Genomic DNA, 23723 nt, shown 5'->3' with positions numbered 1-23723 from the left:
CACGCTGTCACACCAATACTGCGCCTGATCTTTCATTTTTCAGAGGGCGCGTCGCTATCATGTCTGACCAAACACCGAATCTTTCATTGCCGTTCATCATGCCCGCGCAGGCGCAAAAGCATGTGACCCATAACGAGGCGATCGAATTGCTTGATCTGATCGTGCAGCTGACCTTGGAATCGACGACAGAAACCACCCCACCTGCTACCCCGGCAGAGGGTGAATCATGGGCGATCCCAGCGGGCAGTACAGGGGATTGGACTGGTCGCGACGGGCAAATTTCAACCTGGCGGGGCGGGGGTGGCTATTTGTCGCGCCTCAGGATGGGTGGAGCGCTTGGGTGCGCGATATTTCTGAAATCCAAGTGTTTTCGGATGGTGTTTGGGTGACCAAAGGCGCGGTCCCCGAAATGCAGAACCTGCCGATGGTTGGGGTTAACGCAACGGCAGATGTAACCAATCGGCTTTCGGTGGCAAGCGACGCAACATTGCTCAACAACGTTGGCGCTGGGCACCAGCTCAAGATCAACAAAGCGGCGGTTACTGACACGGCCTCATTGCTTTATCAAAGCGGTTGGTCGGGGCGCGCTGAAATGGGGCTGTCAGGCGATGACAACTTTAGCATTAAAGTCAGCGCAGACGGGGCAACGTGGGATTCTGCGATTGCGATTGATGCTGATAGTGCACGGGTTCGGATCAGCCAATTCTTGCATCTCGAACCGGGTGCGGCGCCAGCGAATCCAACTGCGGGTGATGTCTATTTTGATTCTACAGCGGCCGTGCTGCGCTGTTATGATGGGTCAGCTTGGCAGGATCTGTTCTAACAGACCACTGCGCATATTCAGGGATTCGAGGGCGTGGCCAATTTTGGCTGCGCCCTTTGTCATTTTGGGGGTAAATTTGAACGAAGCTGATTGAATCCAGAAAAATGGTGACACAAATGCAAATTGGCTCTCATATGCTGTGCATAAACCGCGCTGGGTGCTTGCGACAACATAGTTGCTCTGCTACATCGCGCAGGATTTTGACGCTTTCGTGATCCACGGGGGCCAAACAAGTTGCCTGTTCGCTGCCCGACGTTGGGGGGTGTTCTGGGCCTAAGACATCGGAAGGGTGGACGTGTCCGAAACTGCTGGTATCTCCACAAGCATTGCATCGCGTTATGCGACCGCAGTGTTTGACCTTGCCAAAGAGGGCAAGGCGATCAAAGCGCTCGAAGCTGACGTAGCTGCTTTGGAAACTGCAATCACCGACAGCGCTGAACTGCGTACACTGCTGACATCGCCGCTATATAGCCGCGACCAGCAGGGTGCCGCGATTAGCGCTGTTGCGAAGAAAATGAAATTGTCTGAGACAACAAGCAATGTCATGGCGCTGCTGGCTAGCAAGCGCCGTTTGTTTGTGTTGCCGCAGCTGCTGAACGTGCTGCAAGACATGTTGGCTGAAGAGCGTGGCGAAGTGACTGCCGAAGTGACTGCTGCGAAAAAGCTGACGAAGGCGCAAGCTGAGAAGCTAGCTAAAACACTCACAGCCCAAGTGGGCAAATCTGTTACCATCAAAGAAACCGTCGATGCGTCTATCATCGGCGGTCTTATCGTAAAAGTGGGCTCTAAGATGATCGACACGTCGATCGCCTCTAAGCTCAACGCACTCCAGAACACTATGAAAGAGGTCGGATAAATGGCGATCCAAGCGTCTGAAATCTCTGCGATCCTAAAGGACCAGATCAAAAACTTCGGTCAGGAAGCCGAAGTGGCCGAAGTTGGCCGGGTACTAAGCGTCGGTGACGGTATTGCCCGCGTTTACGGCCTGGACAACGTACAAGCCGGTGAAATGGTTGAGTTCCCCGGCGGTATCCGCGGGATGGCTCTAAACCTTGAATCTGACAACGTCGGTGTTGTTATCTTCGGTTCTGACCGTGACATTAAAGAAGGCGACACCGTTAAGCGTACAAAGTCCATCGTGGACGTACCTGTTGGTGACGAACTGCTGGGTCGCGTTGTTGACGGTCTGGGTAACCCACTGGACGGCAAAGGTCCGATCAAAACAAAAACACGCGCTGTTGCTGATTCGAAGGCTCCAGGCATCATTCCACGTAAGTCGGTTCACGAACCAATGGCGACTGGTCTGAAATCTGTTGACGCGATGATCCCAATCGGCCGTGGCCAGCGTGAGCTGATCATTGGTGACCGTCAGACAGGTAAAACTGCTGTTGCTCTGGACACCATCCTGAACCAGAAATCTTACAACGACGCTGCTGAAAACGAGTACGACAAACTGTACTGTGTTTACGTTGCTGTTGGTCAAAAGCGTTCGACAGTTGCTCAGCTGGTGAAAAAGCTCGAAGAATCCGGCGCGATTGAATATTCAATCGTTGTTGCTGCGACAGCTTCTGATCCTGCTCCTATGCAGTTCCTTGCACCATATGCTGCGACAGCGATGGCAGAGCACTTCCGTGACAATGGCCGCCACGCGCTGATCATCTATGATGATCTGTCCAAGCAAGCTGTGTCTTACCGTCAAATGTCCCTGCTGCTGCGCCGTCCACCAGGGCGTGAAGCTTACCCAGGTGACGTTTTCTACCTGCACTCCCGTCTGCTCGAGCGTTCTGCGAAACTGAACGAAGACAACGGTGCTGGTTCTCTGACTGCGCTGCCAATTATTGAAACACAAGGTGGTGACGTTTCTGCGTTTATTCCAACCAACGTGATTTCGATTACTGACGGTCAGATCTTCTTGGAAACTGAACTGTTCTACCAAGGTATCCGCCCAGCTGTGAACACAGGTCTGTCGGTTTCTCGTGTTGGTTCGTCTGCGCAGACAAACTCCATGAAATCCGTTGCTGGCCCTGTTAAGCTTGAGCTTGCTCAGTACCGCGAAATGGCTGCATTTGCGCAGTTTGGTTCCGACCTTGACGCCGCGACACAGCAGTTGCTGAACCGTGGTGCACGTCTGACCGAGCTGATGAAGCAACCACAGTACGCACCGCTGACAAACGCAGAAATCGTCTGTGTCATCTATGCGGGTACACATGGTTACCTCGACAAGGTTGACGTGAAAGACGTTGGTCGTTTTGAGGCTGGCTTGCTTAAGCACCTGCGTACAAATGCATCTGACGTTCTGGAGTTCATCACCAAAGAAGATCCAAAGATCAAAGGTGACGCAGAAGACAAGATCAAAGCTGCTTTGGATGCCTTCGCTGCTGATTTCGCTTAAACCCTAAGATCAAGGAGACGAGAACGTGCCTAGTCTTAAGGACCTTAAAAATCGGATCGAGTCGGTCAAATCGACCCGCAAGATCACGAAGGCCATGCAGATGGTCGCGGCTGCAAAATTGCGCCGCGCCCAAGATGCAGCCGAGGCATCGCGCCCCTATACAGAGCGTTTTAACGCTGTGATGGGTCAGCTCGCTGCATCGGTTGGCGGCTCAGAAAGCGCACCGAAATTGCTTGCCGGTACTGGCAGCGATCAGGTGCATCTTCTGGTCGTCATGACGGCTGAACGTGGTTTGTGTGGTGGCTTTAACAGCAACATTGCTAAGCTGGCGAAAAACCATGCGCAGGCTTTGATTGCTGAAGGCAAGACAGTGAAAATCATCACTGTCGGCAAAAAAGGCCGCGACGTGATCAAGCGTGACTTGGCTGACTACATTGTCGACCATGTTGATATGACCGCTGTAAAGCGCGTTGGATATACAGACGCTCAGAACATCGCCAAAGATGTGCTGTCGCGTTTTGATGAGGGTGAGTTTGACATCGCGACGATCTTTTTCGCGCGCTTTGAAAACGTTGTGTCCCAAATCCCAACTGCACAGCAGATTATCCCAGCCAGCTTTGAGGTGGCAGAAGACGCGGAAACTGCATTGTACGACTACGAGCCCAGCGAAGAAGAAATTCTTGCTGACTTGTTGCCACGCGGTGTTGCGACCTCGATCTTCAGCGCTTTGCTAGAAAACGCTGCATCGGAGCAGGGTGCGCGTCAGTCCGCAATGGATAACGCGACACGCAACGCCGGTGATATGATCGACAAGCTGACAATCGAGTTTAACCGCTCGCGTCAGGCCGTGATCACCAACGAGCTGATTGAAATTATTTCGGGCGCTGAAGCGCTCTAGACCCCGGAGAAAACCATAATGGCAAACGCAAAAGGTAAGATCACGCAGATCATCGGCGCCGTCGTTGACGTGCAGTTCGATGACCATCTGCCTGAGATTCTGAACGCCCTTACAACTGACAACAACGGCAAGCTTCTGACACTCGAAGTTGCTCAGCACCTTGGTGAAAACACAGTTCGCGCAATTGCGATGGACTCCACCGAAGGTCTGGTGCGCGGCCAAGAAGTATCTGACGAAGGCACAACAATCACAGTTCCAGTTGGCGACGCTACACTGGGCCGCATCATGAACGTTGTGGGTGAGCCAGTTGACGAAAAAGGCCCAATCGGTGAGCAAGAGCGCCGCTCGATCCACGGTGACGCCCCAACTTTTGATCAGCAGTCCACTGCTTCTGAAGTTCTGGTAACAGGCATCAAAGTTATCGACCTGCTCGCGCCTTACGCGAAGGGTGGTAAAATTGGTCTGTTCGGCGGTGCGGGTGTTGGTAAAACAGTTCTTATTCAAGAGCTGATCAACAACATCGCGAAAGTGCACTCTGGTTACTCTGTTTTCGCAGGTGTTGGTGAGCGTACACGTGAAGGTAACGACCTTTACTACGAATTCATCGAATCCGGCGTTATCGACGCAGAAGACCTGACCAAGTCCAAAGTGGCCCTGGTTTACGGTCAGATGAACGAGCCTCCCGGTGCGCGTATGCGTGTTGCGCTGTCAGGTCTGACAATGGCCGAGCAGTTCCGCGACCAATCCGGTACAGACGTTCTGTTCTTCGTCGACAACATCTTCCGCTTTACACAAGCGGGTTCCGAGGTGTCCGCGCTGTTGGGTCGTATTCCTTCTGCGGTGGGTTACCAGCCTACACTCGCAACCGACATGGGTGCGATGCAGGAACGCATTACATCGACAAAGAACGGTTCGATTACTTCGGTTCAGGCGATCTACGTGCCTGCGGATGACTTGACTGACCCTGCGCCAGCAACATCATTTGCGCACCTTGATGCGACAACCGTTTTGAACCGTGCGATCTCTGAAAAGGGTATTTACCCTGCTGTTGACCCGCTCGATTCAACATCACGTCTGCTGGACCCAGCGATCGTTGGTGAAGAGCACTACCAAGTTGCTGCTGATGTTCAGAACATGCTGCAGCGCTACAAGTCGCTTCAGGATATCATCGCAATTCTGGGCATGGACGAACTGTCAGAAGAAGACAAACTGACTGTTGCACGTGCACGTAAGATCGAACGCTTCTTGTCGCAGCCATTCGACGTTGCGCAGGTCTTCACTGGTTCACCTGGTGTTCAGGTGCCGCTCGAAGACACAATCGCATCCTTTAAGGCTGTTGTTGCAGGCGAATACGATCACTTGCCAGAAGGTGCATTCTACATGGTAGGCGGCATCGAAGAAGTGAAGGCGAAAGCCGAAAAAATGGCTGCAGCCGCAGCTTAATGAACCTGTAAGGAGCCAACATGGCAGACCTACAATTCGATCTAGTCTCGCCCGAGCGCCGTTTGGCGTCGGTCGAGGCGACTGAGGTCCAAATCCCGGGTGCTGACGGTGACATGACCGCGATGGCTGGCCACGCGCCAACCATCACAACTTTGCGCCCCGGTATCCTGCGCGTCACGCATGGCGGTCAGACGGACGAATACGTTGTTCTTGGCGGTTTTGCTGAAATCAGCGCGTCGAGCATCTCTGTTCTTGCTGAGCAGGCGTTGCACCGGGATGAGCTGACTCAGGAAGTTTACGATCAAATGATCGCAGACGCGAAAGAGCTATACAAGAAGCGCGAAGAAGTGTTCGAAAATGAGCCGGGCCCCGTCGATGACGCGGCCAAGCTGATCTCTGACATGGTTGCGATCGGATCTCACATCGGTTTGGATCCGAACCAATCAAACTTCGGCTAACGCTGACTAAGCGATCTAATTGGCCCCGCTTTGCGGGGCCTTTTTGCTTTTTGGCTCGCAATTTATCTCGAAAAGTGAAATACAACTTGAGGTAATTTTCTAGAGTATACGAATAAGAATGCGCAGATTGAGCAGCGGAACAATAGGGATTGACCACGGGGAGGTGGTCTTATTCTCGGACTTCGAAGACGACGGTGCGATGTGGCGCGGGAATGGTCCACGTCAAAGCCGTGAAAAAGTGCGCTTTAAAGAGCGCTTTGGTGCGATCCCTCATGTCCAAGTGTCGATGTCGATGTGGGATATTTCCAATTCCGCAAACACACGCGCAGATGTTCAGGCAGAAAATATAACCAAAGAAGGTTTTGAAATCGTTTTCAGAACTTGGGCCGATACCCAAGTCGCCCGAGTCCGCATCGCATGGACGGCTTTTGGCGAGCTCCCATATGACGAAGGCTGGGAGCTTTACTAGCATCGAACAAAGGCGCCGCCATTGGCGACGCCCTGATCATTTATTCAGAAGCGTAAAGGCCTTCGTAGATTGGGCCGAGCGTCTTGTGATCGAACAGTGATGAGACAGATGTGCCGTTCCATGTGTTCAGGATCGCCTGCGCAAACATTGGTGCAGTCGGCACAATGCGGATGTTGTGGGCGGCTTTTACCGCATCAGTTGCACCGATAGTGTCAGTGATCACGAGGCTCTTCATCGCGGAATTGGTGATGCGACCAACGGCAGGACCCGACAGAACACCATGAGTGATGTAAGAGTGGACCTCTTTGGCGCCGTTCTCCATCAGGACCTCGGCAGCTTTACACAATGTCCCAGCCGTATCCACGATATCGTCAACGATGATACAAACGCGGTCTTTTACGTCACCGATTACGGTCATTTCGGCCACTTCGCCGGGTTTGCCACGACGTTTGTCTACGATGGAAAGGGGTGCCCCGATCCGCTGGGCTAGGTCACGTGCACGGGCCACACCACCCACGTCTGGGGACACGACCATCACATCGTCCATGCAGGACCGGAAATTATGCATCGCATCGAGCGCATAGATTGGTGAAGCATAAAGGTTATCAACGGGGATATCGAAAAAACCCTGAATTTGCGTCGCGTGCAAATCCAGGGTCAGGATACGTTCAACACCAGCTTCAACCAGCATGTTCGCCACCAGTTTGGCAGTAATCGGTGTGCGTGCTTTTGAACGGCGATCTTGGCGGGCGTAGCCAAAATAGGGGATTACAGCGGTGATACGAGCCGCAGAGGACCGGCGCAGCGCATCGGCAATAATCAGCAATTCCATCAGGTTATCGTTGGCGGGGTTGGATGTCGGCTGAACGATAAACATGTCCTCGCCGCGGACGTTTTCAAAGACTTCGACAAATATTTCGCCATCGTTGAAGCGTTCAACACGGGCATCGACAAGGCCGACATCCATGCCGCGATGCATCGACATTCGACGAGAGATTGCTTGGGCTAGCGGCTGATTGGCATTTCCTGAAATCAGCTTTGGCGCAGTCATAGTTGGCATCAGTAGGGTCCTTTGGCAGAAGGCAGTAACAGAGACGTGACAGATTCGAAGCGTTGACACCGACTAACACAGGGTTACCGTCGCGCAAACATTTCGCGCATGTCAGGAGAATAAAAATGCCCCATATCGACTACTTCTTTGCGACGATATCACCGTTTAGCTACCTATGCGGGACTCGCCCGGCAGAAATCGCGGAAAAGCATGGCGCGACCATTACCTACAAGCCACTGGACATCATGAGCTTGTTTTCCCGTACTGGCGGCACAGCGCCCAAAGATCGCCATCCCAGCCGCATGGAATACCGCGCCCAAGAGCTGCGTCGCCAAACAGCGCAGGCGAATATGCCGCTTAACCCGCAGCCCGCGCATTGGCCGACAAACCCGGCACCTTCATCCTATGCAATCATTGCCGCCCAGAACGAAGGCGGCAACGTCGCAGGGCTGGTTCACGCGATTGGCGCTGCCTGCTGGGCCGAAGACCGTGACATTGCCCAAGACGATGTGATCCGCGATTGTTTGGAAAAGGCAGGGTTTGCGCCTGATTTGGCGGATAAGCATATGCTCACCAGCGCTGACACCTATGCCAAAAACCTAGAAGAAGCTGTCGCGCGCGGTGCATTTGGCGCGCCGTTCTTTATCACTGACACCGACGAACGGTTCTGGGGGCAAGATCGGCTAAACGATCTGGATGCCTATCTGGCTGGGCGCGGCTAAATGCGGCACATATTGGGGCATGACATCCATGCCGATACGGTAGGCGCGGGCTATCCTGCGCTTGTCTTGCACTGTGCGCTTGGCCGATCCGAGGCAATGGCCCCATTGGTTCAGCAATTGGGCTATCAAGCGACTTTGTTTGATTTGTCGGGTCACGGGCAAAGCGGCCAGTGGGATGGTCGCAGTGACTACCAGACGTTGACTGCTGGCGTCGCGGCCCAGCTATGTGATGGTCCGACGCATGTGATTGGGCATTCCTTTGGCGCGACGGCGGCCTTGCGACTGGCTGTCGAGCGGCCTGAATTGGTCAGTCGCCTGACATTGATCGAACCCGTATATTTCGCCGCTGCCAAAGGAACAGCCGCGCACGCTGAATTTGCCAAAGGGTTTCGCCCGTTCGTTGCCGCCATGTTGCGCGGCGATGAAGAGCAGGCCGCCAAGATATTTAATGCCCTGTGGGGCGGAATGCCGTGGGATGCGATGTCAGAACGGCGGAGACGATATCTGACAGAGCGGATTCACCTTGTCGTTGCAGGTGCGGCCGCAATCGAAAAAGACGCAGATGGCATCACTTCTGAGCAGCGGCTGGCAGGGCTCAATGTGCCCGTTACACTAATCCGCGGCGCGCTTTCACAACCTGTCATCCAAGAGATTCACAAGACGCTGGCGGCGCGATTGCTGAATGCAGAGGAACACGTGGTCGCGGGGGCGGGGCATATGCTGCCCATGACCCACGCGGAACACGTTGCTAAGATTATCCGCGCAGCAGATTGATGAATTGCTGCACGCCATCCTTGGTCATCGACCAATCGGTGACCAAACGCCCGGTGAGCCGCGCATCGGGGTCGCCTGTGTTCGGATCGCCGTCCATCACGTAATAATACGCACCGCCATCTAGCATGCGCTTATGCTCCCGGCGGGGCATATCGAAAAAGATGATATTGGCTTGCGGCTGATACTGAATGTTCACCGCGTTATGTCCACGCAGCCCTTCGGCCAATTCGGCGCAGCGGGCGTTCGCCGCGCTGGCTGTTTCCAGCCATAGATCATCCGTCAGATAGGCCTGCATCTGCGCTGAAAGAAACCGATGCTTTGAGAGCAGATGCCCCCCACGCTTGCGCCGTAATTCGAATTCCCACGCCAGATCGGGATCGAATATCACACATGCCTCTACGCCCATCGCGCCATTCTTGGTTCCGCCAAAGCTAACGGCGTCAATCCCCGCCTTCCACGTCATTTCGGCAGGAGAGCAATCAAGAGCAACCAATGCGTTCGCAAAACGCGCACCATCCATGTGGGTTTTCATGCCAAAGCCTGCGGCGATGTCCGTCAGCGCCTTGATTTCATCAAGCGTATAGATCGTACCTTTTTCGGTCACTTGTGTGATGGACAATGGCCCGCGTTGGGGACCATGAACGCCACGGTTTTGTTCGGCCTCAACCTTGGAGCGCAGATCATTGGGCGCGATCTTGGCGTCGGTGGTCGGAACCAGCGTTAGCTTGGCCTGCGAATAGAACTCTGGCGCGTTACATTCGTCCTCTTGGATGTGGGCGACATCCGCGCAGAAAATCGTATCCCAAGGTTGGGACATCGTGGCGAGCAGTAGGGCGTTTGCGCTGGTGCCGTTGATGACCAGATAAATAGCCGCGTCTGGGGCCTCGAATACATCGCGGACCTGCTGGCGTACCTCGTCCATGATTTTATCCGCGCCGTATCCGGGCGCGTAGCCTGCATTTGCGGCGATGATCGCCTCGAGCACCTTAGGATGGGCTGGGCCTGCATTGTCGGACGAGAAAAACATACAGCTCTATTCCTCTATTATGTGATCTTCCCAATCGTCTTCGTCGACTTCGAATTCAGGGATGGTCATCCCCTGCACGGAAACGCCGGCGCGATGCACGGATTGCGGATCGCCAGTAATCAATGGGTGCCAGTCGAACAACGGCCGCCCTTCGTAAATCAGCCGATAGGCGCAGGTCTTGGGCAGCCAATACATCGTGTCTTCGATGGTCTTAGGGGTGAGAACGATGCACTCTGGCACGAATTGGTGCCGGATCGGATAGTTGCTGCACATGCAGGTGTCATCATCCAGAAGCCGGCAGGCAACGCGGGTGGTGACAACAACGCCAGTGTCTTCGTCCTCTAGCTTGTTGAGGCAGCATTTGCCGCATCCGTCGCAGAGCGCCTCCCACTCGGGCTGGCTTAGCTGATCCATCGGCTTGGTTTCCCAATACCTGTCAGCAAGGCCCGTGCGGGTGATTTCATTCGACATTTTGCAGGATCTTTCGGGCGGTATCGCAATCAGCAGCCATCTGGGTGACAAGCGCGTCCAAGCTGTTGAACTTTTGTTCGGGACGCAGATAGTCGATCAGCGCAACCGACAGGGTCGCACCATAGAGATCCCCCTTAAAGTCGAACAAATAGGTTTCACAGTTAGGAATGTTTTCGCCAAACATCGGGCGCACACCGATAGACGCGGCACCGTTATATGACCCACGATGGGGCCCATCGAGCACGTCGACCTTAACGGCATAGACGCCGAATTTTGGCGGGTGAAGCCCGGCAATCGACATATTGGCAGTTGGAAAACCCAGATCACGCCCGCGCTGATCGCCGCGAATTACTTCGCCCTCGATGCGGTGCCAGTGGCCCAGCATCGCTGCGGCCTCGTGTGGCTTACCATCGCTAAGGGCCTGGCGGATCGCGGTTGATGATACATTTGATGCTTCGACGGCCAGGATGGGTGCAACGGTCACACCGAATCCCATTTCTTTGCCAAAGGCCTGCAATTCGGTCACAGAGCCGCTACGCCCCTTGCCGAAACAAAAATCAGCGCCAACAACCACATGCGCCAGCCCAAGCCGATCAGTGATGATGTCTTGGGCAAACTCACGCGGTGTGAGGTTTGCCAGCGCTTTGTTAAATGGCACCTCGTAGAGTTTTTCGACGCCTAGCTTTTCCAGCCGATGCGCGCGGGCCTCTGCATTCATCAGACGAAACGGGTTTGGATCGCGCGAAAAATAGCTGCGCGGATGCGGTTCAAAGGTCATGACACCCAGCGGTGAGTTGGCTGCCTTTGCAGCTGCACGGGTGAGATCGATCACAGATTGATGGCCAATGTGGACACCGTCAAAGTTGCCAATCGCTGCAGCGGCTCCGCGGTCGCTAGCGTCAATAAATAGGGTGTCTCGGATGATGCGCATGGCCTTGCGTAGCGCGGCCTGCGGAGGGCTGCAACCCTATAGCATCGCTTGAAAACATCTATCCGGCTTAGCGCTTATGAGGATCGCAGCGTTGCGCACGAAACAGGCGTGTTCAGTCGAACTTGCGCGATGGGGCAAGCACGGTCGCATCGCCGATCAGGACCTTTTTGTCGTTCACAAGACAGCGGGTATCCATAGTCACGCGACGCTTGGCGTGATCGACATCGACAACCTCTACCTCGGCAAGAACCATGTCGCCGGGGCGTACAGGTGCCAAAAACTTGAGATTTTGCCCCAAATAAACGGTGCCATGTCCGGGGAGCTGTTCACCAATCACCGCTGACACCAGCCCAGCGGTTAGCATCCCATGGGCAATCCGCCCGCCAAAGATTGTATCTTGGGCGTAGTCATCATCGAGGTGCACAGGGTTGCGATCAGTCGAGACTTCGGCAAATAGCTCAATGTCGCGGTCGGTCACGACCTTGCGCAAAGACCGGACCATTCCGATCTCGATATCTTCGATACAGATCGTTCCACGCGGGGCGTTGTCTAGCATGTTGCGCTCCATTGAGTAACAAAAATCCCATGCGCCAATCGGCTTTGAAATTTTATTACTTTGCGAGCGCAGAAAAATCAAGCTTTACGTTAGCGCAAGTGCCCGATGGCAAAAGTCGCGCTGATCTGTTGTTCGTCCAGATATGAACGAAGCGCGTCTGGGTCAGGCTGTGTCGTCGTTTTCGTTTCGGCAGCGGCCAATCCGCCCGAAATGAACAACACATCAAGATCTTCTTGGAGCGCGCCAAGTACATCCGTGTGTGGCCCGTCACCAATGGCGATAATGGGTGCGTCTGATGGCACCTTGTTCAACGCGGCAAGCCGACGGCGCGCCAGATCATAGATGGGGGGATGGGGTTTGCCGAAATACAGGCTCTCTCCGCCCATTTCAGTGTATAGCTGTGCCAAGGCACCCGCGCACCATTCACGAACGTCGCCACGATCAACGACGATATCTGGATTTGCGCACAGCAGCTTTAGACCCTTTTGCTTGGCGTAAAGGAAATCTGCACGGTTCACATCAAGGTTGGCCATCGGATCGAACGGGCCGCAGCATACGATGCCTTCGGCCTGATCCAGCGGAACGCGTTGAATGTTCACGGGATCATTGATGATCTTGAGTGGTTCGAAAAAGGCGTCATCCCGAGGGCTTTCGCCCATGAAATAGACCTTCTCACCGACAATACCGCGATACATGGCAGCACGCGCGCTGTCGCCTGATGTCGCAATCGCGTCCCATGCATCCTCTGGAATGCCAAAGTCCAAGATCTGATGCGCTACTGATTCCCAAGGGCGGGGTGAGTTGGTGACAAGCACCACAACACCACCCTGCGCGCGGTAGGCTTGCATGGCCGCAACCGCGTCAGGCAGGGCCTGAACACCGTTGTGCATGCAACCCCAAAGATCAACAAAGGCCGCGTCATACTGGCCCGAGATGTCTGCGAAAGTTTCGATAATCCGGGTCATGGCGCGGCCTTTGTTATTGATCTTAAAATAGAGGCCCCGGATATGGTCCGGGGCGAACGGCGTATTAGGCCTTGAGGTTTGGAATGATCTGTTTTTTGCGGCTCATGATGCCGGGCAGAACAACGCTGTCACCTTCGACTTTGGCGTCGAATGATTTCTCAGCAACGGTTTTCACAACGTCGTTCGGGATGAACATTGTTGCTTCTTCGTTCAGGATGTCGACCACGAACAACAGTACCTCGTCCACGCCGTCTTCTTTGGCGACGGTTGGCATGGTTTCCATGATTGATGCTTGACGGTCCAAGATGATCTTGGGCGCTGTGGTTTCCAGAACGGACACACGGAATTTCTTGCCGTCTACGCCGTATTCTTTGCTGTCCATGCGCAGCAGTTCCGCGTCAGAGAACGCAGAAACGTCTGATTTTGCTTCGAACATTTCGGAAGCATAGGCGTCTAGGTCGATGCCCAGATCTTTGGCCAATGCTTCGGCGAGATCTTTGTCGACAGCTGTCGTTGTTGGTGAACGGAAGGCCAGCGTGTCGGACAGAATGCAAGACAGCATCAGGCCTTTGACGCCTTCTGGCATGTCAGCAGCTTTGTCGCCCATCATCTCATTCATGATTGTCGCCGTACATGCGAGCGGACGAATTGTGATGTTGATTGGGTTCTTCGTTTCCAGACCGCCGGTCAGTTTGTGGTGGTCGATTACGGCAATCACATCAGCGTTGTTGATGTTCGCTGGCAGCTCTGCCGGGTTGTTTGTGTCAACGATAACGCAAGACTGATCGTCTGACACATCTTCGATCACGGCGGGCAGTTCAAAGCCCCAGCGTTTGGCAACAAAAGCAGCTTCGGTGTTTGGTGTGCCAAGCAGGGCTGCTTTGGCTTCGATGCCCGTGTGGTTCAGGTACCATTCCCAGATCAATGGGGAACCAGTGCTGTCTGTGTCAGGTGCTTTGTGGCCGAAAACAAGAGTTGTCATTGCTGTCACTTTCTAAGGGAGAATTTGGCGGTGTTATAGAAGCGTCCAGCGACCCTGTCACCCCATCGCGTTGGTTTGACCGGATATCGGCGGTGTGGTAAATTGACGTATCGAAAAGGAGGAACCTGACAATGGATCAGAACGCTTAACCGCCTCACCATTTTAGATGGGCACAGCTGTCGCCCGACCCTTTTCAAGAGGAGCACCCTGACAATGGACATGTCGCAGTAGCGCCGCATTGGCGTTTCGCCGGGCCCAAATGGCCCCATGATCATTTATCGAAAGGTGCAATTATGCCCCGTAAATCACACAAACCCCGCAAGCCGGGTCAAAACCCGCTGTCCGCTACAGAAAATCGCCGTGCCGTGCGCCCTGAACCGGGTGGCGTTCGGCAAGGGCGGCCAGTGTCAAACCTACAGCGCCGTGCGCGCATTGATGTGCGACCACCGCGATTTCCCGGTCGTCTGGGCGGTCGATAGGTGCCCACCCCCATCGCTGCCTATGGCGGTGGGGCTTGCCTGCGTGGTCAATTTCGTTTTCTTTGACCGCGTAGGAGACCATTTTGCGCGAAGCCGATCTATACCCCCCCGTCAAAGCCCATCTTGAAAAGCAAGGGTACGAGGTCAAAGGAGAGGTTGGCGCCGCCGATATCGTTGCCCGCCGGGGCGATGATATGATTATCGTTGAACTGAAACTGGGGTTTTCTCTCGGTCTTTTTCATCAGGGGATTGCGCGGCTCGCGATCACTGATGCGGTCTATGTCGCGGTGCCTGCGGGCGGGCGGGCAAAGGCGCTCAAGGCAAATGTACAGCTTGCGCGACGTGTTGGTCTGGGCGTTATGACGGTCCGTACGCGCGACGGGTTTGTTGAGGTACTGGCCGATCCTTCGCCATACACGCCACGCAAATCCAAGAAAAAACATGACCGGCTTGTCCGCGCCTTTGATCGGTTGCAGGGTGACCCGAACGCAGGCGGCGCAACCCGTCATGGGATCGTGACCGGCTATCGCCAAGATGCACTGAAATGTGCGCGGCATTTGGCAGCGCATGGCCCGTCAAAAGGGGCAGAGGTCAAAAACGCAACTGGCGTTCCAGTCGCAACGCAGATCATGGCGGATGACCACTATGGCTGGTTCCAACGTGTCACGCGTGGCGTTTACGCATTGACTGATGCAGGTCGCCAGGGATTGATTGACTATGCAGACGATTAGGGTCTGCGGGCGACGGTCCAGCCTTCGGATTGCAGTAGGTTGATGATCCCGTTTTCGCCCAGCAAATGTGCCGCACCGGCAGCAACGACGACGTTGTTATGAGCATCGGTGGCTTGCGCGATGACGGGCATCCAGTTGTGATTACGATCATCCAAGATCACGCGTTGCGTTTCATCAAATAGTGCTGCGGCCTCATCGGTATCGAGCGATGGCAAATCTTCGAGAGCGAAACGCGAGATTTGCCATAGTCCGCCGATATCCTGTGCAAAATAGCTGTCGAGCATCGCAACAAAGACCTGTTGCTGCGTATCCGGTCGCAGCAAAGACATGCGCAGTGCCTCGATTTGTTCGTCCATTGGTTCGCTTTGGAACAGGGAAAACAGCGTGTCATAGGGTTCGAGCGATTGTAGGGGCACATTTGCTTCTGCCGCCTTATCCATGATCATGTGATCCAATCCGCGCCGCCCGGCGATTACGTCCGCCATAGCGCAGCTTGGCATCGCAAGCATCATCGAGGCGTACCATGGTTGCATCTTGGCCAGCATAAAACTGGGTATGCTACGCTCTGAGGCGGCATTTGATAGCAGTGTCCAAGTTTCGTCGTCGAGCAGTTCGGGCAGTGTCGGGCCGTCGGTTAGGAATAGCTTACCGGGGTCCGTCACCACCAATTGCTGTACAGCCGCTTGGTCTTCGGGGGTGGCCTCGACCAAAATAAGGTCAGCCTGTGCAATGTCGTCAGATATTTGCGCAAATATCCCATCGAGCCGGGGATCATAGATGTGCATGGTTCCAATAATCGTCAGGTTTTTCTGCGCCTTTGTGGCCGTCCAGATGACGCCTTGCGAAAAGGGGATAGCCTGAACAGCCGCGTCAAATTGGTCATGTTCTACCGGTGTCAGCGTGTCGATATAGCTGTCGCCAATACAGGCGGCGCTGGCTGATGCCCCAATGGCTGTGAAAAATGCAATTGCAGCGGAACGCAGTAACATCTGAAATCCTTTGGTTTTCCCACAAATAACTTAGTCGCGGATCGCCTCGGGTCAATTACCCGAGACGATTTTCAAGGATCAGCCGTTGCCCCATCCGAATGAGCCACCGACCAATAATATGCCGAATCTTGCGTTGTGGCGGCGGAACAATCCAAAGTTGGGGCCGTACTTCCACAACCGTCCCACTGGGAAGCGTGATCCCTGCATGAAAATCATGCTCTGGCGCGGCGAAAGGTACAGGTGGCCAATCGTGCGAGGCAACGGCAAACCGTAGCGGTTCGGCGGTCGTGCGTCTTTTGACGGGCCGTTCGTCATAGGGTTGCAATATGTTGGGATCGACCTTGTGGTCGACGGGATAAAACGGGGGATGCATTTTGCTATCCGATCTACGAAATAATGTGGGGAGATATCATGCTGGCCCTAGGCACAGCTGAACTGCAAAGCTGTTTTACCAGCAGAAATGAAGGGCGTCCTTTCTTCGCATAGCAGTCTCCTTGATTCGTAGTCGTCTGTGGGTTGCATAGCCCAAGCTGACGCAGAGGCAAAAGCACTTTTTTAAGGAAGAGTCAGATCGGCAAATTTACCCGATGAAAGTTGGCAACAGTAGAGCAACGCCAAGAACGACGCCGACGACCCCCTCTGGTCCAAACATACTAAATAATCTCATAACAAGGCCTTTAAGCAAATCGCTGGCACGAGGCTAGCGGCAATGGTTACTCAGGTATGTGCGTTCTCGCACTGTTAGTTCAGTTCTTCTGCCAGCGCCTCTGGGTCAAGAATTTCAATCCGCTGACGCGAAGATTTAATGACACCACGCTTTGACAACTTGCTGATTGAACGGCTTACCATTTCCCGGTTGGCCCCAATCGTCCCCGCGATTTCAGCGTGCGTAGGCGCATTGTCGATGACTGCACCTGATGCAAGTTTACCATGTTCTGCCGCCAAACGGAACAAATATGTGCCAACACGTTGTTCGACAGATAGCGTGGTCATTTCCATATTGCGTTCAGTTAGAATTCGCACGCGTTCGACAAGCTGCTGCACTATTTTGTCGCGAATAGTGGGGACTTCATCAAACAAGCGCAGAAAGGACTCTCTTTTTAGAACCAAGACGCGTGCGTCGGTTTTGGCTACAGCCGCAAGCGAGCGGCTACTGCCATCAAGTGCAGCGAGTTCACCAAAATATGCGCCAACCGGAAACCGAGAAAACACGATCTCGCGCCCTTCGTTTGTCCAATACACGGCGAGAAGAGACCCCGAGAGCAAAAAATAGAGATCGTTGGAATTGTCGTGCTGATCGAAAACGGTTTGCCATGCTTCACAACTCTTTTCGTTGATCGCAATGGGGATGTTGACGATCTCGGCAAGAGAAACGCCTTCGAAAAGCGGTAGCTTTAGCGCGAGTAGTTCTTCGTGGGTCATGCGTCGATCAATACCTGCTGGGCCGTGATCAGTTCGGGCGGGCGGGCGTCTGGGTGGAACAAGGCAACCGCTTCTGCGAGCTCCGATTGCTGGATCGCACCGGCTTTTAATTGGTCGAGCCGACTGCGGATCAACCATAATTTCGCCTGTTGGGCTGTCGCGATAGAAACCGATTTCTCGAGCGCGGCAAGTGCCTGTTTAGTTTCGCCCATAAGCGTACAAATTTTCGCGTGAAGTCTAAGGATTTCTGCGTACCAACATTGAAGGCCAGTTGCCTCGTTCTCGGCGATGGCCGAGAGCGAGACTTGCATCGCCTCTTCCGCGTGTCCATGACGGGCAAGGTTCACCGCTTGGATAGACTTAAAATAGGGAATACCAACGCGGGCACCAATTGCTTCATGTGTCTGAATAACTTGGGCGAATGCGTCTCTTCCTTCAATTGTGTCGCCTGCGGTGGGGTCCATCACGTTCAACCATGCCGCGCCTGTCACTTGCCAGAACGCGGCGTCTTGCTCGTGGGCTGTTGTGATGCCTAGCTTGACCCGATCCAGCGCGGTTTTAACATCGCCTGCATAGAACAATGGCACTGACCCCCAAATCAGAGAATACGGTCGCATCAACGGGATGTTGAGCAAGTCTTGGTGCGCGTCAGTTTCGGCAACGAGCTGTGGGGCAAGGTGCGTATCCCCGTGGATCACGCGTCCGACGCTGTCAAACATCTGGGCGGCGGCATATGTATCTACGCCATAAGTCGTGATCATCCCGCCATGTTTGGCGATGTCGTAGACCTTCTTCATGCCATCAAACGCTGTGAACAGCTGTTCGAATTGACCACTATACAGGTAAAGGCTCGCGTCGATGTTGAACGACGCGAGTTGCAGTTCGCCGTTCGTTTCCGCGACGGGAATCTGTGTTGCCGTTTCAGCAAGCACATCGCAATAATTCTTTGCTGTTGCGCGATCCCCCGATATGACGGCATGGGAAAACCCCCCGACCAATGCCGGGCCAATAGCTGCAGTGCGCAGATTGTTTTCTGACGTGAGTCTCAGTACCGTATCATAGGGTTCTTTGACGTTTGGGGCCATAAATCCATACATTTGTATGCGAATTGAACCCAATGCATTATAGCAAGCGATCCGAAGTTCACTGACGTCAACCTTGGCTGGCGCGGTATCACAAAGAGAAATAGCCGCTAACACATGCGCTTCGGCATCTTCAAAGGCGCCTTGAAATAGCGCCCATTGGCTGACGGCAAGATAGCTTTGGATTGCGGGCACGTATTGTTGTGACAGCCGCAGGTGATCAGCCAAGATCGCGGGGTTGCGGCGTACTGTATCTGGGTGCTCGGCTTGGAGGTGCGCTGCAATTTGGCTGTGCAGTTCCACGCGGGTACGTCGCAGCATCCCGTGATAGGCAGCTTGATGAAGCAACGCATGCGAAAACGTCCAGTGATCTGTTGTTTGTTGCTTGAGCACGCCTCGATCACATGCCTTGGCCAAATGTGGCTCTAGCGGTTCAAATTCAGATGCAACCGCGCGCAGCATATCGATGTCAAAGTTCCGGCCGATGATAGACGCATGTTGGAGAACATGTTTCGATAGTCCAGTGGCGTCGATCTGATCAGCAAGTAAGTCCATTAACGTGCCGGGCACGCCTTGTTCCTCGTCGGTCTCGGACGCGCGCTGAAAGAGATGTTCCAAAAACAACGGAATGCCTGCGGCTTTCTCGATCAGTGCATCACGATTTTTCGACGGGGCTTTGCCATCTGTCATCGCGTCCAACATGCGGGTCGCGTCGTCGTTGCTTAGTGCATCAAGCGGGATCATCGTGACGGCAAGCCCATCAAGATATTTCCCGATTTTGGTGTCTTCGCGACTGGTCATCAGGATCTGATAGTCAGCGCGATCCGGGCTTTGCAGTAGGTGCACCAACACCCCAAAGCTCGCGTTGTCGAGCCAGTGAAGGTCTTCGAAAATCAGCAGGCCATCAGGTTGAGCCAAACCAATGGCCTGGCAAAGGCTGTCTTCGATCAGGGTTTTGAGGGCGACACCGGACTTTTCAGTTAGCAGTCGCTGCCCCTCTGGCAAACCAAGGACAAGCGCCAACGCGCGTTGTGCTTCGGCGGGCAGACCAAGCGTATCAAAGCATCTTTGTAGGTCGGCGAATTCTGGCAATGGATTTTGAGTAGTCGCCGCAATCCAGTCTTTGAACGGTTGATAACTTGCGCGGGTATGAACACCATCCGCGTTGAACTGGGTAATATGTTGCGCTCCCATTGCGATGTGCCTGCACAGGGCGGTTTTGCCAATGCCTGCAGGGCCGATGACGAGACAAGGATCGTTGCTTTGCTTGATCCGTTCAACCTCGGGCTCGCGGCCTACGAAAAAGGTTTGCGCCGCCTCGCGCTGATTGCGCCGTGTTGGTTCTGGTTGATACAAATCCTGTGGATCAGAAAAACCTTTGAGCTGTTGCGGCGGGCGCTGATGCAGGGTGACCGCGCCACGTAGCAGATCTTTGGTCGAACGGGCGATCAGTACGGTGCCAGGTTCGGCGCATTCCTGAATGCGTTGTGCCAGCGTTGTCACCATCCCCGTCGCGCGTGGTAGATTGTCATTCCCGGCTGCACGCACTGCGACCTCACCAGTGGCGACACCTGCACGCAGTCGTACATCGAGGCTATTTTGATAGCCTGCATTGATATCCCCGACCGCCGCTAAGGCCGCATTTACAGCCTTAGACGCAGATAATTCGTCAGCACGATTTAGTCCGAATAGCGCGACAACACCGTCGCCCAGATATTCGGTGACTTCCCCGTCATGCGCTTCCACAATCTGTTTCGATTGGGCGTAAAATTCTTCGAGCCATTGCTCTAGGTCTTCGGCGTCAGCTGTACTGGCAATGTTGCTGAATCCAACAACGTCAATGAATACAGCAGTCACCTGTTTTCGTTCGCCCCTGCCGCGCATGGCAGGGGAAAAGTCCATCTGCGTCATTCCGCACTCCAGTGCCCCCATAGAGCACTATAGGCGGTTTCTTGCTGCTTCCAAGCGCGCAATGCGTGTGCTGTCTAAAGGATTTGAAAGCGTCCAACTGGTCCAGATCCGAAACGCTCCCGGCAGAGAAGATTGCGGATTTCGCGGTTCACCATATGGTTGAATCGGCTGCGCGATCATTCGTCCGGCGGGTAGGTTGGCTTCATGTGCGTTTTGGACGTCGATTTGGGCATGAACCCCGGCCGCTTGGGCAGAGGTCAGGCTAAAGTCGAGGTTGGAAAACTGCCACTTACCCCATTGATTTTGCGTAACTACGACTTGGTTCACCAATCGCGAGACTTCGCCAAATGAACCGTACTCGGTCAATGGGCGCGGGACATCGCGTTGTGCGTATCGGCCAGACCAGATTGGTGATCCGTATTCGGATTCGACCGAATAGTGGTTGTTTCCCATCGTCAGTTTGCCGAATCGTTTATTGTAACCATAAAACAACACACCAGCGATCTGAGGCAGCTTGCTGTTAAGGTAAAGATTCGGCAGATACGCGAAAACGCCCTCATGCCCGCTGACTTGCACGTCGTTAATGGCGATGATGGCTTCGTTGTAATTTCGGAACCCAAATGGGCGCGGCAGAATACTGGGGCGCACGTCAATTTGTTGGTTCGCCAAGATTGAAACAGGGTGTGTTCCTTCGGGTGTTGTGACCTGCGGATGAAGGGTCATGCCCTTGGGCAGCACCTGCTGAAGAGCATTTGAATCCACCGCGTGAAAGCTAAAGAAACCGTCGATTTCGCCAACACCAAAAAACGGCGTTAGCGGCCAGTTTGCATTCTGGGCGTAGGGGCTGGCCAGTCGGGTTGCGGCACCCGGACCTTTGTCGATTGCGACATCGCCCTCGCCGACGATTTCAATATCAGCGCCGGTCAAGCCGCGCGCTGCCGCGAGACCGGAAATTGTAGCGGCCTCAACGCATCCGGCATTAATGCCACAGCGCGTCCAATCGCCGGCAGCGTAGAGGTTAACAAAGCCCGTTCCATCAGGGGGCAGCCGGTATTGCACGCTGCCCGGCACGGACAGAACATAGCGTTCTGATCCAAAAAAGTTCTCGCGGAAATACTGAGACTCAAACTTTTCTTCACCAGTGGTTCCTGTCTCGGAATGCAGCAAATCTAGGTCGAATCCACCTGCCTTTTTGGCCTTGGGCCACAGGCGGACGAGATCCTTATCTGCCCATTCTTTGACGCGCTCTTTGAATGGTTTGGTTTCCACGCCCGCATCTTTGGCAGGGCTGCAAAAATAAGCGAGAGCGACGGGTGGTGGTGACTTCCAGTCTTCGGCCGGGATAAGCTCTGACAGGTCCGCCCAGGTATCCAGTGGCTCGACATAGCTTGTCATGACGGTTTCTAAATCGGCGGGGACATCGTTGTTGTGTTTGGCAACCAACGTATCCCACCCCAGATCCTTGGCGGGTTTATCGAGCCAGAACTGTGCCGCGTGTGTCGCAACGGTCTGGACCTTTTCCATCATCAGCTTCCAGCGGTTGCTTGCCGCGATTAAATCCGAAGCCAGATATGGCAGTGACCCCAGCGACGCTCCCAAAATCACGTCGTCAAAATCCTTGCCGCGCAGCAGCGTATAGGGTTTGCCTGTCGGGGGTTCTTTTTCGCTTTCGAAATTAATGCCAGATCGTTTGAGCGCGGCACCATTCTTGAGCTGATCCCACAACGGCTGCGAGGGCCAGCAGGGCAGACCTTTGACGTCTACAAACGGATCGTAATCATCGCCCTTTAGCTCTGCCTGTTCGACCATTTCGATGCCGTTGATATAGGTCTTGGTCGGATCGAGTGTTAGTTTTCTGGCAGCGTTGAAAAATTTGAATTTCACGCCGCGGTGTTTCAGGATCTGATAATACGGGCCAAATATGGTGTCACCCATCCCAGCGGTCATCTTGAAGAACAGCGATCCTTTGTAGGTAAACGCCAGCCGCAGTAGACCACGGATGGCTGTACCCGCGCCGACGCTGCGATGGTCTGTGATACCCCCCGGATAGCCAAATACATAATCATAGCAACCGCGAAACAATGCGGAATAGACGGCCTCTTTGCTTGCGCCATAGTCCAGCAGCCATTGGCTGATTTCGTGATCGTCGATGGCGTCAAAACCGTTCAGAAACAGACCGTTGTCGATCGCACCACGAAAGAACGCGAGCGAAAGGTCGATCATGTACTTCAGGCGGCGCGCTTCGTCTGACAGATTGCCGTGCTCGTCTTCTTGGGTCGCAAGCCATTCTTGGGCATGGCGCGACATATCTGCCAAAACCATCAGATCGCTTGGCGTGTGCTTTTCGGCGGCTTCTGGCATTTTGCGTACAAATTCACGCATGTGGTGCAAAGGAGAGCTCTGCTCAGTAGCGATCCCCTTGCGACTGAGGTTCGGCTCAAAGCGGTCGGGCATCTTGTGTGCAGTACGTGGTTTGCTTTCGGCCATGACCGTTTCGGCGAATTTCACAACCGCCTCGAGCAGCTCTTGCAGATAGCCAAATGGCGACGGCAAGACGCTCCCCTCGCCGGGAATATCGTCATTGGGTTCAAACTCAATGAGCCAAGGATGCACATTGGTCTTGCCGTTGGTTGTGATTTCTTCAGCAAGAAGGAAATGGTTCAGGCCAGTAAACGCTTTGTCGATTGTGCCAAGCGGGGCGTCGGGGCTGCGCAAGCCCGTCAGGTTCAGTTGGTCATAACAATCGCGCATCAGTCGAAAGCCGTTTTCGTAAAATCCAGCCCAAATATGAAGCCCATGTTCCTCGATGCGGCCCGCGTGATCCATGTTGCGACCGCTTGCGCCCTTGCCACCCAAGCGCCAGCCTAGTTGATAGATTGTAATGTCGTATTCGGTCTGCCAATTCGGCTGTTGGGTTATGGCATAGGCGGCAGTAATTGCCCCAACGCCGCCGCCAATGACGGCAATCTTCCTTTTCTTTTTCATTTGTAATGCTCCGAGGCAAAAAATAATCGAAAACTTGGTATTTATGCGCGCACAGCCTGACCTGCTTTGCGATTCTGTGAAAACAAAAACGTAATTGCGGCTAATTCCGCATAAAAAGACCGCCGAAATTGCGACGGTCTTGGGTTTGTATTTGGTGGCGCT

At 54.2% G+C, this 23723-nt stretch carries 24 protein-coding genes; 12 read left to right on the top strand and 12 right to left on the bottom strand.

Annotated features, from left to right (window positions below):
- Positions 1 to 59 precede the first annotated feature (59 nt).
- From TW80_RS18385 to TW80_RS10670, 8 genes are all read left to right on the top strand, one after another.
- Positions 60 to 389 carry a DUF2793 domain-containing protein gene (locus TW80_RS18385; RefSeq protein WP_239450528.1) on the top strand — a complete coding sequence of 110 codons (330 nt, stop codon included), beginning with the start codon at positions 60 to 62 and terminating at the stop codon, positions 387 to 389.
- Positions 341 to 823: a hypothetical protein gene (locus TW80_RS10700; protein WP_342585903.1), complete on the top strand. Its 483-nt coding sequence runs from the start codon at positions 341 to 343 to the stop codon at positions 821 to 823. Before TW80_RS18385 ends, TW80_RS10700 begins: the two co-directional genes overlap by 49 nt.
- A 289-nt stretch (positions 824 to 1112) precedes the next feature.
- On the top strand, positions 1113 to 1679 hold the full coding sequence (locus tag TW80_RS10695; protein ID WP_045997394.1) for a F0F1 ATP synthase subunit delta: 567 nt from the start codon (positions 1113 to 1115) through the stop codon (positions 1677 to 1679).
- The gene (gene atpA / locus TW80_RS10690; protein ID WP_045997393.1) at positions 1680 to 3215 is read left to right on the top strand and encodes a F0F1 ATP synthase subunit alpha; all 1536 of its coding nucleotides are present in this window, start codon (positions 1680 to 1682) and stop codon (positions 3213 to 3215) included.
- 25 nt (positions 3216 to 3240) lie between these two features.
- Entirely contained in the window at positions 3241 to 4113 is an 873-nt protein-coding gene (locus TW80_RS10685; protein ID WP_045997392.1) for a F0F1 ATP synthase subunit gamma, read from the top strand.
- Between the two features lie 18 nt (positions 4114 to 4131).
- Positions 4132 to 5556, top strand: coding sequence for a F0F1 ATP synthase subunit beta (atpD, locus tag TW80_RS10680; protein ID WP_045997391.1), 1425 nt, complete (start codon positions 4132 to 4134; stop codon positions 5554 to 5556).
- A gap of 20 nt (positions 5557 to 5576) precedes the next feature.
- Positions 5577 to 6014, top strand: coding sequence for a F0F1 ATP synthase subunit epsilon (locus tag TW80_RS10675; RefSeq protein WP_045997390.1), 438 nt, complete (start codon positions 5577 to 5579; stop codon positions 6012 to 6014).
- Positions 6015 to 6132: 118 nt separating this feature from the next.
- Positions 6133 to 6483 (top strand): H-type lectin domain-containing protein, encoded by a 351-nt coding sequence (locus tag TW80_RS10670; protein WP_045997389.1) that lies wholly within the window; start codon positions 6133 to 6135, stop codon positions 6481 to 6483.
- 40 nt (positions 6484 to 6523) lie between these two features.
- On the opposite strand, the gene TW80_RS10665 is transcribed toward TW80_RS10670, so the two are convergent.
- A complete protein-coding gene (locus TW80_RS10665; protein ID WP_045997388.1) occupies positions 6524 to 7543 on the bottom strand; it encodes a ribose-phosphate pyrophosphokinase in 1020 nt (339 codons plus the stop codon).
- A gap of 116 nt (positions 7544 to 7659) precedes the next feature.
- On the opposite strand from TW80_RS10665, the gene TW80_RS10660 reads away from it, so the two are divergent.
- On the top strand, positions 7660 to 8256 hold the full coding sequence (locus TW80_RS10660; protein ID WP_045997387.1) for a 2-hydroxychromene-2-carboxylate isomerase: 597 nt from the start codon (positions 7660 to 7662) through the stop codon (positions 8254 to 8256).
- The gene (locus tag TW80_RS10655) at positions 8257 to 9030 is read left to right on the top strand and encodes an alpha/beta fold hydrolase (RefSeq protein WP_045997386.1); all 774 of its coding nucleotides are present in this window, start codon (positions 8257 to 8259) and stop codon (positions 9028 to 9030) included. It begins immediately after the preceding gene.
- On the opposite strand, the gene TW80_RS10650 is transcribed toward TW80_RS10655, so the two are convergent.
- The 6 genes from TW80_RS10650 to TW80_RS10625 form a co-directional block, all read right to left on the bottom strand.
- Entirely contained in the window at positions 9011 to 10057 is a 1047-nt protein-coding gene (locus tag TW80_RS10650) for a threonine aldolase family protein (RefSeq protein ID WP_045997385.1), read from the bottom strand. The genes TW80_RS10655 and TW80_RS10650 overlap by 20 nt on opposite strands.
- 6 nt (positions 10058 to 10063) lie before the next feature.
- Positions 10064 to 10528: a YcgN family cysteine cluster protein gene (locus tag TW80_RS10645; protein ID WP_045997384.1), complete on the bottom strand. Its 465-nt coding sequence runs from the start codon at positions 10526 to 10528 to the stop codon at positions 10064 to 10066.
- Complete coding sequence (locus TW80_RS10640; RefSeq protein ID WP_045997383.1) at positions 10518 to 11459, bottom strand: bifunctional riboflavin kinase/FAD synthetase; 942 nt, start codon at positions 11457 to 11459, stop codon at positions 10518 to 10520. Before TW80_RS10640 ends, TW80_RS10645 begins: the two co-directional genes overlap by 11 nt.
- A gap of 112 nt (positions 11460 to 11571) precedes the next feature.
- Positions 11572 to 12015 (bottom strand): MaoC family dehydratase, encoded by a 444-nt coding sequence (locus TW80_RS10635; protein WP_045997636.1) that lies wholly within the window; start codon positions 12013 to 12015, stop codon positions 11572 to 11574.
- Between the two features lie 89 nt (positions 12016 to 12104).
- Positions 12105 to 12980, bottom strand: a complete 876-nt coding sequence (locus TW80_RS10630) for a TIGR01459 family HAD-type hydrolase (protein WP_045997382.1) — start codon at positions 12978 to 12980, stop codon at positions 12105 to 12107.
- A gap of 64 nt (positions 12981 to 13044) precedes the next feature.
- The gene (locus TW80_RS10625; protein ID WP_045997381.1) at positions 13045 to 13962 is read right to left on the bottom strand and encodes a manganese-dependent inorganic pyrophosphatase; all 918 of its coding nucleotides are present in this window, start codon (positions 13960 to 13962) and stop codon (positions 13045 to 13047) included.
- A gap of 293 nt (positions 13963 to 14255) precedes the next feature.
- Here TW80_RS10625 and TW80_RS18095 point away from each other — a divergent pair, with 293 nt between their 5' ends.
- Both TW80_RS18095 and TW80_RS10615 read left to right on the top strand, forming a co-directional pair.
- Positions 14256 to 14441 (top strand): hypothetical protein, encoded by a 186-nt coding sequence (locus TW80_RS18095; RefSeq protein WP_157033250.1) that lies wholly within the window; start codon positions 14256 to 14258, stop codon positions 14439 to 14441.
- 80 nt (positions 14442 to 14521) lie between these two features.
- Positions 14522 to 15172 (top strand): DUF2161 domain-containing phosphodiesterase, encoded by a 651-nt coding sequence (locus TW80_RS10615; protein WP_052700958.1) that lies wholly within the window; start codon positions 14522 to 14524, stop codon positions 15170 to 15172.
- Here TW80_RS10615 and TW80_RS10610 read toward each other — a convergent pair.
- The 5 genes from TW80_RS10610 to TW80_RS10590 form a co-directional block, all read right to left on the bottom strand.
- A complete protein-coding gene (locus tag TW80_RS10610) occupies positions 15169 to 16161 on the bottom strand; it encodes a TraB/GumN family protein (protein WP_045997378.1) in 993 nt (330 codons plus the stop codon). The two genes, TW80_RS10615 and TW80_RS10610, sit on opposite strands and share 4 nt — an antisense overlap.
- Positions 16162 to 16216: 55 nt before the next feature.
- The gene (locus TW80_RS10605; protein ID WP_045997377.1) at positions 16217 to 16534 is read right to left on the bottom strand and encodes a hypothetical protein; all 318 of its coding nucleotides are present in this window, start codon (positions 16532 to 16534) and stop codon (positions 16217 to 16219) included.
- A 368-nt stretch (positions 16535 to 16902) separates the two neighbouring features.
- Complete coding sequence (locus tag TW80_RS18090) at positions 16903 to 17583, bottom strand: Crp/Fnr family transcriptional regulator (protein WP_045997376.1); 681 nt, start codon at positions 17581 to 17583, stop codon at positions 16903 to 16905.
- A complete protein-coding gene (locus tag TW80_RS10595) occupies positions 17580 to 20576 on the bottom strand; it encodes an ATP-binding protein (protein ID WP_162197163.1) in 2997 nt (998 codons plus the stop codon). Before TW80_RS10595 ends, TW80_RS18090 begins: the two co-directional genes overlap by 4 nt.
- A gap of 27 nt (positions 20577 to 20603) precedes the next feature.
- On the bottom strand, positions 20604 to 23561 hold the full coding sequence (locus TW80_RS10590; RefSeq protein WP_052700957.1) for an NAD(P)-binding protein: 2958 nt from the start codon (positions 23559 to 23561) through the stop codon (positions 20604 to 20606).
- Positions 23562 to 23723 lie beyond the last annotated feature (162 nt).

This window comes from Loktanella sp. S4079 (genome assembly GCF_000967725.1).
Classification (GTDB): Bacteria; Pseudomonadota; Alphaproteobacteria; order Rhodobacterales; family Rhodobacteraceae; genus Yoonia.
This window is presented reverse-complemented; position numbering and strand designations above follow the sequence as displayed.

What these genes read in the sequence shown, in the direction of transcription:
- TW80_RS10630 (WP_045997382.1), bottom strand. Translation starts at nt 12,980, where the DNA reads ATGACCCGGATTATCGAAACTTTCGCAGACATCTCGGGCCAGTATGAC.
- TW80_RS10670 (WP_045997389.1), top strand. Translation starts at nt 6,133, where the DNA reads ATGCGCAGATTGAGCAGCGGAACAATAGGGATTGACCACGGGGAGGTG.
- TW80_RS10605 (WP_045997377.1), bottom strand. Translation starts at nt 16,534, where the DNA reads ATGCATCCCCCGTTTTATCCCGTCGACCACAAGGTCGATCCCAACATA.
- TW80_RS10675 (WP_045997390.1), top strand. Translation starts at nt 5,577, where the DNA reads ATGGCAGACCTACAATTCGATCTAGTCTCGCCCGAGCGCCGTTTGGCG.
- atpA (WP_045997393.1), top strand. Translation starts at nt 1,680, where the DNA reads ATGGCGATCCAAGCGTCTGAAATCTCTGCGATCCTAAAGGACCAGATC.
- TW80_RS10610 (WP_045997378.1), bottom strand. Translation starts at nt 16,161, where the DNA reads ATGTTACTGCGTTCCGCTGCAATTGCATTTTTCACAGCCATTGGGGCA.
- TW80_RS18385 (WP_239450528.1), top strand. Translation starts at nt 60, where the DNA reads ATGTCTGACCAAACACCGAATCTTTCATTGCCGTTCATCATGCCCGCG.
- TW80_RS10660 (WP_045997387.1), top strand. Translation starts at nt 7,660, where the DNA reads ATGCCCCATATCGACTACTTCTTTGCGACGATATCACCGTTTAGCTAC.
- TW80_RS10655 (WP_045997386.1), top strand. Translation starts at nt 8,257, where the DNA reads ATGCGGCACATATTGGGGCATGACATCCATGCCGATACGGTAGGCGCG.
- TW80_RS18090 (WP_045997376.1), bottom strand. Translation starts at nt 17,583, where the DNA reads ATGACCCACGAAGAACTACTCGCGCTAAAGCTACCGCTTTTCGAAGGC.
- TW80_RS10590 (WP_052700957.1), bottom strand. Translation starts at nt 23,561, where the DNA reads ATGAAAAAGAAAAGGAAGATTGCCGTCATTGGCGGCGGCGTTGGGGCA.
- TW80_RS18095 (WP_157033250.1), top strand. Translation starts at nt 14,256, where the DNA reads ATGCCCCGTAAATCACACAAACCCCGCAAGCCGGGTCAAAACCCGCTG.
- TW80_RS10595 (WP_162197163.1), bottom strand. Translation starts at nt 20,576, where the DNA reads ATGACGCAGATGGACTTTTCCCCTGCCATGCGCGGCAGGGGCGAACGA.
- TW80_RS10625 (WP_045997381.1), bottom strand. Translation starts at nt 13,962, where the DNA reads ATGACAACTCTTGTTTTCGGCCACAAAGCACCTGACACAGACAGCACT.
- TW80_RS10645 (WP_045997384.1), bottom strand. Translation starts at nt 10,528, where the DNA reads ATGTCGAATGAAATCACCCGCACGGGCCTTGCTGACAGGTATTGGGAA.
- atpD (WP_045997391.1), top strand. Translation starts at nt 4,132, where the DNA reads ATGGCAAACGCAAAAGGTAAGATCACGCAGATCATCGGCGCCGTCGTT.
- TW80_RS10650 (WP_045997385.1), bottom strand. Translation starts at nt 10,057, where the DNA reads ATGTTTTTCTCGTCCGACAATGCAGGCCCAGCCCATCCTAAGGTGCTC.
- TW80_RS10665 (WP_045997388.1), bottom strand. Translation starts at nt 7,543, where the DNA reads ATGCCAACTATGACTGCGCCAAAGCTGATTTCAGGAAATGCCAATCAG.
- TW80_RS10640 (WP_045997383.1), bottom strand. Translation starts at nt 11,459, where the DNA reads ATGCGCATCATCCGAGACACCCTATTTATTGACGCTAGCGACCGCGGA.
- TW80_RS10635 (WP_045997636.1), bottom strand. Translation starts at nt 12,015, where the DNA reads ATGCTAGACAACGCCCCGCGTGGAACGATCTGTATCGAAGATATCGAG.